Annotated in this window: 10 protein-coding genes; 5 read left to right on the top strand and 5 right to left on the bottom strand. The window is 66.3% G+C overall.

Features of this window, described 5'->3' with window-relative positions; translation table 11 throughout:
• Window positions 1-114 (bottom strand): hypothetical protein (locus GF405_02100; protein MBD3366950.1); only part of this gene is annotated, 114 nt, incomplete at its 3' end.
• Window positions 115-326: 212 nt separating this feature from the next.
• Here GF405_02100 and GF405_02095 point away from each other — a divergent pair.
• A complete protein-coding gene (locus GF405_02095; protein ID MBD3366949.1) occupies window positions 327-887 on the top strand; it encodes a DUF2179 domain-containing protein in 561 nt (186 codons plus the stop codon).
• A gap of 101 nt (window positions 888-988) precedes the next feature.
• Here the strand turns inward: GF405_02095 and GF405_02090 are convergent, their stop codons facing one another.
• The 4 genes from GF405_02090 to GF405_02075 all read right to left on the bottom strand — a co-directional run bounded on the left by GF405_02090 (window position 989) and on the right by GF405_02075 (window position 7,183).
• Window positions 989-3,829, bottom strand: coding sequence for a hypothetical protein (locus GF405_02090; protein MBD3366948.1), 2,841 nt, complete (start codon window positions 3,827-3,829; stop codon window positions 989-991).
• Between the two features lie 346 nt (window positions 3,830-4,175).
• Window positions 4,176-5,000, bottom strand: a complete 825-nt coding sequence (locus tag GF405_02085; protein MBD3366947.1) for an ABC transporter permease subunit — start codon at window positions 4,998-5,000, stop codon at window positions 4,176-4,178.
• 4 nt (window positions 5,001-5,004) lie between these two features.
• Window positions 5,005-5,874 (bottom strand): ABC transporter permease subunit, encoded by an 870-nt coding sequence (locus GF405_02080; protein ID MBD3366946.1) that lies wholly within the window; start codon window positions 5,872-5,874, stop codon window positions 5,005-5,007.
• Window positions 5,875-5,896: 22 nt separating this feature from the next.
• The gene (locus GF405_02075; protein MBD3366945.1) at window positions 5,897-7,183 is read right to left on the bottom strand and encodes an extracellular solute-binding protein; all 1,287 of its coding nucleotides are present in this window, start codon (window positions 7,181-7,183) and stop codon (window positions 5,897-5,899) included.
• 149 nt (window positions 7,184-7,332) lie between these two features.
• Between GF405_02075 and GF405_02070 the strand changes: the two genes are divergently transcribed.
• Genes GF405_02070 through GF405_02055 form a run of 4 tightly spaced genes read left to right on the top strand, consistent with a single transcriptional unit; the run spans window position 7,333 to window position 12,196 of the window.
• Window positions 7,333-8,637 (top strand): hypothetical protein, encoded by a 1,305-nt coding sequence (locus tag GF405_02070; GenBank protein ID MBD3366944.1) that lies wholly within the window; start codon window positions 7,333-7,335, stop codon window positions 8,635-8,637.
• On the top strand, window positions 8,634-9,914 hold the full coding sequence (locus GF405_02065; protein ID MBD3366943.1) for a hypothetical protein: 1,281 nt from the start codon (window positions 8,634-8,636) through the stop codon (window positions 9,912-9,914). The genes GF405_02070 and GF405_02065 overlap by 4 nt, the downstream gene beginning before the upstream one ends.
• Window positions 9,808-11,247 carry a hypothetical protein gene (locus tag GF405_02060; GenBank protein MBD3366942.1) on the top strand — a complete coding sequence of 480 codons (1,440 nt, stop codon included), beginning with the start codon at window positions 9,808-9,810 and terminating at the stop codon, window positions 11,245-11,247. Before GF405_02065 ends, GF405_02060 begins: the two co-directional genes overlap by 107 nt.
• Window positions 11,248-11,263: 16 nt before the next feature.
• Complete coding sequence (locus tag GF405_02055) at window positions 11,264-12,196, top strand: mechanosensitive ion channel (GenBank protein MBD3366941.1); 933 nt, start codon at window positions 11,264-11,266, stop codon at window positions 12,194-12,196.
• The last annotated feature ends 68 nt before the right edge of the window (window positions 12,197-12,264 follow it).

Genomic DNA, 12,264 nt, shown 5'->3' with positions numbered 1-12,264 from the left:
GTTGTCGTTGTGGCTGCCGATCGCGCCTCCGACGGCGGCTCCCGCACCGGCGCCGGCCAGCACGCCCTTGTCACGGTTGCTCATCGACGCGCAGCCCGCGAGCGCGGCGATCATCGCAACCGTCAGCACGATTCCGAGCACCCTCTTCATCCTGCCACCCTCCGTTCTGGTGAGACATCCCGTCATCTGTCACATGCTCCAGAGTAGGTTCGGGGGTCGAACGGTGTCAAGGAGTACCGGTGCGCCCCGACGCGCTACGGTTGACTTTGCTCGCGGCGGCCGCGATGCTTGGTGTTCACGAACCTCAGATTCTGGAGGACATCCCCATGTTCACGGCCGCCACGATCATCACGGGCATCATCATCTTCGCGGCGAGGGTCATCGACGTCAGTCTGGGAACTCTGCGGACCATCAGCACCGTGCAGGGAAGGACACGTGCGGCGTTCATCCTGGGGTTCATCGAGATCAGCATGTGGCTGGCCGTCATCACGACGATCGTCAGCGACGTGGCCGAGCGTCCCGTGCTCGGTCTCTTCTACGCTCTCGGATTCTCGACAGGCAACGTCGTCGGCATTCTGCTGGAGAGACGGCTCGCCTTCGGGCACGTGCTGCTGCGCATCTTCACGGTCAAGGGAGAGCTCGTGGCCAGGGTGCTCCGCAAACGGAGATACGGTGTCACCACCTTCGAGGGGGCCGGGAAGGAGGGTCCCGTCACCGAGGTGCTGGTTATCATGAAGCGGCGCGACCTTCCGAGTGTCATCTCGCTGATCGGGCACGTGGCACCGAGGGCCTTCTACGTGACACACGCCGCGGGCGAGGTGAGCCGCGCGCCGACGGGCGCCATGCGCTATCCGACGGGGTGGAGAGCCGTTCTGAAGAGGAAGTGACCGCGCGCGGCGGCCGCGGGAGACCGGGCAGGTGCGACCGGGGCGCCGCAGAGACGGAGAGGTCTCCAGCCGGACGCATCCGCCGGCGTCGGGTCTCGAACCTACCGCAGGACGAGCAGTTTCCCCCTCGCGCCGCCCCCCTCGAACTCGGCAACGCAGAAGTAGACTCCGCTCGACACGGGGTGGTTCCTCTCATCCCTGCCGTCCCACGAGGTGGTGACAGTCGCCTCCGCGGTCACGCCCGAGGCGAGGGTGCGGACCAGTCGGCCGGCCGCGTCGTACACCTTCACCGCGTACCGTGAGCTTCCCCGCTCGATCGCGCGCGCCGGCAGCGCCAGACGGATCCGGGTCGCGTCCCTGAGCGGGTTGGGCCACGCCCAGACACGTCCTCCGCGGCCGGAGCCCGCGGCGACGGCGACCCAGCCGGAGCGTTCGCTGACGTTGCCGGAGCCGTCGTGGGCCGACACGGCGTACTCGTAGATGACCCCGGGCACGATGTCCGTGTCCCGGTACTCCGTTCTGTAGGAGGGAGCGACATCGACGACGGCCGCGGCCGTGTCGGTCTCCGCCCGGCGGTACACCCGGTAGCCGGCCAGATCATGCTCGGGGTTCGCATCCCACGTGACCAGGACCGCGTCACCCTCGGACGCCACCGCCAACTGCTCCGGCGCGTGCGGGGGCGAGAGGTCCTGGTACTCATTCGTCTCGAAGGACACGAGCTCAGAGAGCGCCGTGCCCCCGTCCTCGTCGTACGCCCGCACGCTGACGTAATATGCCGTCCCGTCATCGAGCCCCGTGAGGACGACCGTGTGGTCGGTCTCGTGCTCATCGACGACGAGCGAGTCCGACGGTGACGATGTCGTTCCGTACCTGACGACGCCGCCCGCCCGGTGTGTCGTCTGCCACGAAACCGAGACGAACGTCGGGCCGACGTCGAAGACCGAGACCTCCCTGAATCCGAGCGGACCGAAGGACGGCGTTGTGAAGCTCACGTCGCCCGAGAACGCCGTTCTGCCGAGCGTGTCGGTCGCGACCGCTTCCAGATGGTACGTCGTCGTCGGGGAGAGCCCGGTGATGACGGCGGTGTGCCCCGTGGACGGAATCGCGTTCGTCCCCGTGGCCCAGCCGTAGCTCGTCGTCTCGCCGTAGCGGAGGTACGAGAAGGCCGGGCACGACGTGGTCCACTCGACCGTGACGGTCGTCGCGGTGGTCTCCGTCAGGGCAGGCGCGCCGATCTCCAGGTCCGGCGGTCCCGTAGTCGCCGTCAGGATCTCGGATCGCACGACGTAGCTTCCTACCGACGAGGCGGCTCGGAGGTAGTAGATCGTCATGCTCTCCAGGCCCTCCGCCGCTACGAGATGGTCGGTCGCAGGGACATCCGAGGGTTCGGTGGTCAGCTCGCAGGCCGGCGTCGGGCCGTACTCCAGCCATCCGTCGGCCGGGACGCTCGTGCTCCACGAGACCGCGATGCTCGCTCCTCCTGTCGCGTGGATCTCAGCATCCTCGATCGTCAGGTCCGGAGGGGGAGAGGTGAACAGGAAGTCCCCGGACGTGGCCTCTGCGCCGCCCTCGGTGACCGATGAGACCGACGCGTGGTAGTCGACCGCGGGCTCGAGGTCCTCGAGGATGACCGCGTGCTTGGTCACGAGCTGGCTGTCGACCAGCGTGTCCGTGTACTGGTCGGTCAGTCCCCACGAGACGGACGTCGTCGCCGGCAGGTTCGTCACCCAGGAGAGCGCCACCGAGCCGACGTCGAGGGGGGCTACGGCGAGCTTGTGGATCGTCAGATTCTCGGGCGTCCCCTCCGGCTTCGTCGAGAAGACTGCGTCCGGTGTCTCGACGCTCTGGCCGTACTCGTCCTGGGCCCGTACGCGATAGTGGTAGGTCGCTCCCGCGGTCAGCTCCTCCAGAACCGCCAGGTGCTCCGTGGTGTTCTGGCCTCCCGTATCGACCGTCCAGCCGTACTGTTCGGTCGGGCCGTAGTCGACGACGGCCTGCGCAGGGTTCGAGGTGCGACAGCCGACGACGGCCGTCGTCATGGTCGTGTCGACGACGGCGGGGGAGAGGATGGAGAGCGGCGGGATCGCCGTGTTCTCAAGCAGGTCGCCCGAGCGCACCTCGCGGCCCAGCGTGTCGATCGCGACGGCCGCGAGCAGATACGGTGTGTCGGGAGCCAGCTCCTCGACCGTCACCTCGTGCTTGACCGCGAATCCGGGAACGAGAGGTGTCGAGTGCTCGTGGGAGCTCTGGAGGCCGTATTCGACTCGCACCTCGCAGAGGAGATTCGTCGTCCATGAGAGTGTGATCGTCGAATCGGTCACCGCCTCGACGCCGAGACCGACGATCCGGGGCCTCGGCGCGAGCGTCGTGAAGGTCATGTCGTCTGAGACGGTCTCGTTGCCGAACGCGTCGGTCGAGTGGAGACGGTAGTGATAGAGGGTCGCGGGCTCGAGGTCCTCGAGCGTGAACGAATGGAAGACCCCCAGCTTCTCCGCCGTGGGGGTCGTCGCGCCGTAGGACGTCGTCGTACCGTACTCGACGCGCGAACGCGCCGGCCGGTCCGTCTGCCAGGTGAGCACGGCCGACGTATCCGTCAGCGCGCCGGTCGACTCGCCGAAGATGACGGGCGGGGCCGGTACGCGGACGCAGATCTTGGTCGGCGATCCCGTGGCGCGGGGGTCAACGAGAAACTCCATGATGCCCAGCCCATTGGCGTGCACGGGCTCGAGCGACAGGAGCGAGTCGTCGCAGGTCACCTCGTAGCCGATGTTCGGGGCCATGCCGACGAGAACGTGGTCGCTCGCGTCGGGCCGCGCGTCCTGCGCGGCCGCCGGGACAGGTGAGCCCGCGGCCAGAACAAGGGCGAGGAGACCGGCAAGCGCGCAGAGTGCGTGCGCCGGAACGGGCCACCGCGGATGCCTGGATTCTCGCGCGGAGACCATGGTCCTCCCAGACCTCGAGTTGCGAGGAATATAGAGGTGAGTGCGAAGACTGTCAAGCGAGAAATGCCCATCCAAAGGGCATGTCTCGGTGAACGTCGTTTGGACGATCGAGTTGTCCACCGGAACTTGACAGTGTTCTTTCTCTAGGGTCTCGTTCACACCCACCGACACGGACACCCGGGAGACTGCATGTGCAAGGAACGCACCCGTTCGGCACGCGCCGCGGAGCGTGCGCGCCCGGTGTCGGAGTCACTGTCTGGAAGGCCGGAACAGCTTGGTGTGAGCGACACGGCCCGGGCACGCGCCGGAGCTCTGCGCCGCGGCGCCGGCGACCGGCCGGCTGCCGCTAGCGTTCGACGCCGCTCGTCAGTCCCTCGACGATCTGGCGCTGGAAGAAGACCACGAGGATCAGGACCGGGACGACGGTGACGACCGTGGCCGCGGCGATGGTCGCCCACGGGAGCTCGTGGAGCCCGGCGAAGAGCGCGAGCGCCACGGGAACGGTCCTGGACTCGGGCGTCGACGTCATGATGAGGGCGAACAGGAACTCGTTCCACGCCCAGATGAAGATGAGGATGGCGGACGTGAAGAGCCCCGGGGCGGAGAGGGGGATGATGACCCTCAGGAAGGCCTGCGCGGGCGTGCACCCGTCGACCAGCGCGGCGTCCTCAAGGCTGGCGGGCAGCGTCGAGAAGAAGTGCGTCAGGATCCAGATGGCCAGCGGCAGCGTGAAAAGCGTGTAGGGCAGCACGAGCGACGGTATCGAGTTGATGAGTCCGAGGCGCGCCATGGCGATGTAGAGCGGTCCGACCATGCCGATCGCCGGGAAGATCGCCAGACCCAGGAAGACGGCGAGGATGAGATTGCGCCTCTTCACCTTGAGTCGCGCGAGTGCGTACGCCGCGGGCGCCCCGAGCGCGAGCGTCAGAAGCGTCGTCAGCGACGCCACGGCGAAGCTGTTGGCGATGTTCCTTGGGAACTGGTTGACGTCGAAGACGGCCTCGTAGTTCTCGAGAACCGGCGGGTTCGGGTAGTAGTCCAGGGGGATCTTGTAGAGAGCCTGAGGCCCCGAAAGGCTGACGTTGACGATCCAGTAGATCGGGATGAGCGCCAGGACGACGAGCAGCATCCGCCCGAACCACGACCAGTATGTGGCTCCGCCACGGGCCATCCCGCTACCCCGCCTCCACGCGCATCGACCTGATGAGCGCCAGGCTCAGCATGAACACGATCGCGAAGAGAGCGACCGTGAGCGTCGAGCCGTAGCCCAGCTCCGAGTACCGGAAGAGCACCTTGTAGATGTAGACCGACAGCGTCTCCGTTCCGGACGCCCCGCCCGTCAGGACCCACACGAGGTCGAAGATGCGGAAGGCGTCCATCGCGCGGAAGAGCACCGCGACGGCGATGAACGGCTTGAGCAGCGGCAGTGTGATCGACCGGAAGGTCTGCCACCGGTTCGCGCCGTCGAGCTCGGCCGCCTCGTAGTAGTGACGGGGGATCGACTTGAGACCGGCCAGCAGGATGATCGCGACGAACGGCGTGGTCTTCCAGACGTCGGCGATGATGACCGACGTCATCGCGAACTTCGGACCCAGCCACAGTATGCGGTCGGTGATGATGTGCAGCCGCGAGAGGACCGAGTTCACGAGACCGATGCGGTCGTTGAGAATGAGCGACCACATCGTCGCGGCCACGACCGTCGGGAGCGCCCACGGCATCATGAGGGACGAGGTGAGCGCCGTGCGCCCCCGGATGACGCGGTTGAGGAGCAGTGCGGCGCCGAGCCCCAGCACGAGCTCGAGCCCGACCGAGACGAACGTGAAGTAGAACGTGTGACCGAGGTCCTGCCAGAAGACCGAGTCGGTCACGAGCCGGACGTAGTTGTCAGCCCCCACGAAGCCGCGCTGGTCGGGGAACTTCAGGTTGAACTCCGTCGTGCTCAGCACGAACTGGCTCAGGACAGGGAATGCCCCGAGGACGATGACGAAGACCACCGCGGGGGCGACCAGCCAGAGAGCAAGACGCCGCTGCTGGAGTGCGATCATGAGAGCGTGCGCTCCGTCCGGTTCATCGTTCGGCGTTCAGAAGCTCGGCGAGTTCGCGGACCATCGTCTCCGCAGCGTCCGGAATCCCCACGGAGCCGGACAGGGCGCCGTGCACGTTCTCCTGGATGATGTCGGACGCGCGCGGGTAGTGCGGCGAGCGCGGTCGGTTCCTCGTGAACCGGAAAACCTCGAAGAAGCGTTCGAAATGCGGGTTCGCCTCGAGCACGTCAGGGTCCATGTAGGTGGCCGTCCTCGTCGGGAGGTAGCCTCCCTCGATCGCCCTGAGCTTGAGCGAACGCTCTCCCGCGATGAAGGCCAGGAAGTCGAACGCCTCCTCGGGGTGCTCGCAGTAGCTCGAGACGGCGACGTTCCAGCCGCCGATGGTCGAGTAGGGCGTCGCTCCCGGAGCGTGGGGGAGCCGGGCTATGCCGACCATGTCCTCGACCTTGGAACCCTCTCCCTGGGCCATGCTCCAGGCGTACGGCCAGTTCCTCAGGAAGACGGCCTGACCCTCCGTGAAGACCCTGCGGGCGTCCTCTTCCTTGTAGGTCAGGACGCTCTCCGGGGAGTAGCCTGAGTCGATGAGGCCCTTCATCAGACCGAGAGCGCGCTCGATCTCGGCACGGACCTTGTCCGGCTCGTTCGCCAGTCTCTCGGGCTCCATGGAGCCGTCAACACCCCAGAGGAACTCGAGGAAGTTGCAGACGAGCCCCTCGTAGCGCGCGCCCTGCCAGACGAAGCCCTCCATGTTCGGGTCCGCCGCGAGCCGTTCACACGCCGTGGAGAACTGGTCCCAGGTCTCGGGGACCGCGAGCCCGGCGTCCTCGAGGAGGTCGCGTCTGTAGTAGAGCACGCCGGCGTCGGTGAACCACGGGATCGCGTAGAGCGTCCCCTCGAAGGACGCGCTCGTCAGCGGAGCGTCGAGGAACTCCGAACGATCGATGAGCCCCTCGGGTATCGCGCGGATCCACCCTGCCGTGGCGAACTCCGCAGTCCAGATGACATCGAGGCTGTAGATGTCGATGTTGGTCTCGCGCGCCGAGAGGTAGGTGACGTAGGCGTCGTGCTGCGTGTCGGTGTTGGCCGGCATCGCCTGGAACGTGACCGTCACGCCCGGGTTGGCCGCGTTGTACTCCTTGATGAGCGCCTCCGTCGCGCCCGAGGGGTCGTTCCCGGCGGCGAAGACGAGCTTCACGTCTCCCGAGTCGTCGCCGGCGCAGCCTGCCAGAAGGGCCATGAGTGCCAGGCCCGCGATGAGCACTGCCAGTCGGCTTCGCAATGTCATTCCCTCCGCAAGGGGTGCGTTCATCCAGGACGCGCCACTCTAGCAGTGCCGGGAGAGCGGTGTCAACGACACGAGGCTGCGCGGGTTTGAGAGCGTCCCCGACCGTGCTATACTGCTGACCCGAGGGCCCTGACTGAGACACTCACCCCACGGACACGATTGGATAACCGACGATGCGCAGAACCCTGTCCATCCTGAGCTTGATGGTCATCTTGTCGACCTGCATCCCGGCCGCGGCGCAGGAGAGAAGCCCCGAGTGGGCGAACGAGCCGCTGCCCCGCTCGGGCGTGAAGACCCCGCCCGGCAGATGGCAGCGGGCGAGGGACACACAGAGCGGGGAGCTCACCGAGGAGCAGAAGGAGGAGATAGAGAAGCTCGAATCGATCGGCTACCTGGCCGGCTACAAGACGGCCCCGATGAGCTCCGGCGTCACCTACTACGATCCGGAACGAACCAGCCCGGGTTACAACTTCTATACGTCCGGTCACTTCCCGGGCGCGCTCCTCGTGGACATGGAGGGGAACGTCGTCCACGAGTGGCGGGCGGAGTTCACCTCCGTATTCCCCGACAGGCATGATCTGATCCAGGCCGACAGGACGAACCGGTGGAGGTACGCCCACCTCTACGAGAACGGTGACGTTCTCGGGATCTATGAAGGCGCGGGGATGGTGAAGCTGACGGCCGACTCGGAGGTCGTGTGGGGGTTCCTGAGCGGGTGCCACCACGACGTCGACGTGCTCGAGGACGGCACCATCTACGTCCTCGGCCGGACCGCCCACGTCGTGGAACGGATCAACCCCTACAGACCGATTCTCGAGGACTACTTCATCATCCTGAACGAGGACGGAACCGAGCGGAAGCGCATCTCGATCCTCGAAGCCTTCGAGCGCTCGCGCTTCGTCAACATCTTCGAGGCGGCCTGCATGGACCACGTCGGAGACATCTTCCACACGAACGCCATCGAGGTCCTCGACGACCGGCTGAAGGACGAGATCCCCGCGTTCCGTGAGGGGAACGTCCTCATCTCCATCCGTCGACTCGACTGCATCGCCGTGCTCGACATCGAGGCGGAGGAGATCGTCTGGATGGACATGGGCCTCTGGCTCAAGCAGCACCAGCCGACCGTGATGGACGACGGCACGATCCTCGTGTTCGACAACGTGGGACACGGCGGCGCATCGAGGGTGTTCCAGTACGACCCCGTCACGACCGAGATCACCTGGTCCTACGCCGCCGACCCGCCGGGCTCGTTCTACACGAAGGCCGGAGGAGCCTGTCACCGCCTACCTAATGGGAACACGTTGATCACGGAGTCGGACAACGGCCGCGCCTTCGAGGTGACGCCCTCGGGCGAGATCGTCTGGGAGTACAGGAACCCCGAGCGCGCCGGCAAGCAGGACGAGCTCATCGCCACGCTCTTCGACGTCTCGCGGATTCCTGAGAGCTTCACGCGAAGCTGGTTGGAGGTGGGTCGATGAGTCGGTCTCGGACACTCCTGTGCGCTACGGCGGCGCTCGTCGTTCTCGGCGCCGCGTTCGCAGTAGCACAGCTCGAGACGCCGACCGACGCTCCGTCGGGGAGGTGGCGCGAGGCGCGCGGCCTGCCGCCGACCGAGGAGATGACGGAGGACCAGCGCCGGGAGGTCGAGCGCCTGCGGTCGATCGGTTATCTCACGGGCTCGCGGCCCGCACGGTCGGCCGGCGGCGTGACGATCCACGACCCCGGCTCGGCGAGCCAGGGGTACAACTTCTACACCTCGGGCCACATGCCGGGCGCCGTTCTGATGGACATGGACGGCACGGTGCTCCACGTGTGGCAGCGCGACTTCGAGGACATCTGGCCGGAATATCCCCGCGACCAGTACGACGAGAACATGGAGTACTGGCGGACCGCCGAGCTCCTTCCGAACGGAGACGTCCTGGCCATCTTCGAAGGTGTCGGCATCGTCCGACTCGATCGGGACTCCGGTGTCGTCTGGTCGCATCTGGGCGGCGAACATCACGACTTCGAGATCCTGCCGGACGGCTCCATCTACGTCCTGACGAGGGATATTCGCATCAACCCCCGCATCAACCCGGAGAACCCCATCCTCGAGGATTACCTCTCGGTGCTCGATCCCGAGGGGAACGAGCTGCGCCGCATCTCGATGGTCGACGCTCTGGGGAACTCGCGCTATATCAACTACCTGCCGGGGATGACGCCGAAGGGGGACATCTTCCACACCAACGGTCTGGATGTGCTCGACGGCCACGCGGCCGCGCGCGTCCCGGCGTTCGAGGAGGGCAACGTCCTGTTGTCGATGCGGAAGCTCAATCTCCTGTGCGTGCTCGACATGGACACCGAGCTCATGGACTGGGCCGTCACGGGCATGTGGCTCGCGCAGCACGACCCGATCGAGCTCGACAGCGGGAATGTGCTGGTCTTCGACAACAACGGCTACTACGGTGGGAGCCAGGTGATCGAGTTCGACCCGGCGACGCAGCGCTTCGAGTGGGTCTACCATGCGGAGGAGCCGATCGACTTCTACTCGCAGCAGTGCGGAGCCGCCAGAAGACTGCCGAACGGCAACACGCTCATCACGGAGTCGGACAACGGCCGCGCCTTCGAGGTGACCGAGGACGGGGCCGTCGTGTGGGAGTTCGTCAACCCTGAGCGTGCGGGAGACGAGGGTCAGTACGTCGCGACGCTCTTCGAGATGGTCCGTGTCCCGGAGGGCTTCCCGATGGAGTGGCTCCGCTCGTCCGCGCGAAACTGAGGAGACGCGTTTGACGCTCACGAGACGCTGCGCGGCGACGGGACTGACCGTCGTCCTCGTCCTGCTTGCCGCCGGCACGACCAACGCTCAACTCGACGATCGATTCGCCAACGATCCCCGTGCCTCCACGCCGGATACCGGTCCCGCGGGACGCTGGAGGAACGCGCGCCGGACCGCCGAGCCCGAGCTCACCGACGCGCAGAAGGAGGAGCTCGAGCGGCTCCGCTCGATCGGCTACCTGTCGGGAACGAACCCGGCGCCCGAGGCCACGAGCGTCACGGTCCACGACGAGGGCCGCGCCTGGAACGGGTTGAACTTCCTGACGTCTGGACATTTCGCGGGGGCGCGGCTCATGGACATGGACGGACGCGTCATCCACGAGTGGGAGTATCCCTACCTCGAGGCGTGGCCGGACAGTACGCATCTGACGGAGAACGAGGGCACCGAGTACTGGAGGGTCGCGCATCTCTACCCGAACGGCGACGTGGTCGCCGTCTTCGAGGGCTTCGGCATCATCAAGGTCGACCGGGACTCGCGTCTCATCTGGAAGCGGCACGAGGGGGAGCATCACGACCTGACGGTCACCGACGACGGTCGCGTCTACGTTCTGACCAGGAAGGCCCACATGGTGCGGCGCGTCAGTCCCGTCCGCCCGATCCTCGAGGACTTCGTCACCGTGCTGGATGCATCCGGCCGCGAGGTCAGGAGCGTCTCCGTTCTCGAGGCCATCGAGAACTCGCCGTTCTCGAACGTGATGAACTCGTTCCACTTCAGGAAGGGCGGCGACATCTTCCACACGAACGCCCTGGTGCTGCTCGATGGGACCCTGGCGGACCGGATACCGGCCTTCGAGGAGGGCAACGTCCTCGTGTCCCTGCGGCAGCTCAGCCTGCTCGCGGCGATCGACATGGAGACCGAGGCGGTCGAGTGGATCGCGACGGGGATGTGGTTGGAGCAGCATCATCCGGTCCTTCTTCCCGAAGGACGCATCCTCCTGTTCGACAACAAGGGAGGCGGCCGGAACTACGCGACCAGGTCACGCATCGTCGAGTTCGATCCCGTGACCCAGGAGAGAACGTGGCTCTATCAGGGAGCCACGAACAACCACTTCCACTCCGAGATGTGCGGCACCGTCCAGCCGCTTCCCAACGGGAACACGCTGATCACGGAGTCCGACAACGGCAGGGCCTTCGAGGTGACCCGTGAAGGCGAGACCGTCTGGGAGTACCTGAACCCCGAACGCTCCGGACCCGACGACACGCTGATCGCGACGCTCTTCGAGGTCGTCCGGCTGCCGCCGGACTTCCCGATCGACTGGGCACAGGGGCGCTAGAATCGCGGGAGGCTCCATGGAAGCACTCGTCGGCTGGTTCGCCGATGTGACAGGGATGACACCGGAGAACTCAGAGAAGGTGCTCTGGACGATCGCCGTCATCGTCCTGATGTGGGCGCTCAGGTCGCTGACGCTCAGGATCGTCTGGCGGCGGACCGACGACGCCCGGACCAGGTACGGGTGGGGGAAGGTCACCGGGTACGTCTCGGCGCTGATCGCCGTCATCGTCATCGTGAGGCTCTGGTTCGCCGGCTTCGGTCAGTTCGCGACCTTCGCAGGCCTGGTCTCCGCCGGTGTCGCCATCGCCCTGCGCGACGTGATCGCCGACTTCGCCGCGTGGATCTTCATCGTGACACGAAGACCGTTCCAGGTCGGCGACCGCATCCAGATCGCTGATCACAGGGGGGACGTCATCGACATCCGCGTTTTCCAGTTCACGCTCATGGAGGTGGGGAACTGGGTCCACGCCGACCAGAGCACCGGGCGCGTCCTTCACATCCCGAACGGGCTTGTCATGACGACGCCGCTGGCGAACTACAGCCGCGGCTTCCGGTACATCTGGAACGAGATCCCGGTGCTCATCACGTTCGAGAGCGACTGGAAGAAGGCCAAGGCCATTCTGGAGGAGGTCATCAAGGACCGCGCCGAGAACCTCTCCGACCGGGCCCAGAGGATGGTGCGCGAGGCGAGCAAGAAGTTCATGATCTTCTACCAGACGCTGACGCCGACCGTCTACACGAGCGTGGAGGCCAGCGGCGTCCTGCTGACCATGCGGTACCTCTGTCGGCCGCGCAGGCGGCGCGGCACTGAGCAGTTCATATGGGAGGATGTCCTCGAGGCATTCGCCCGCGAGCCCGACATCGACTTCGCCTACCCGACGCAGCGTTTCTACAGCACACGGGACGCCCGGCCGTCACAGGACGACGGGGAGGACACACCGGCGCCCTGACGGCCGCCTTCCCGGCGACAGAACACGACGCGCGATCCCCGAGCGCCCGGGCCGGAGAGGCCCGGGCG

It is taken from the genome of Candidatus Effluviviaceae Genus V sp. (assembly GCA_014728125.1).
Lineage (GTDB): Bacteria > Joyebacterota > Joyebacteria > Joyebacterales > Joyebacteraceae > WJMD01.
This window is presented reverse-complemented; position numbering and strand designations above follow the sequence as displayed.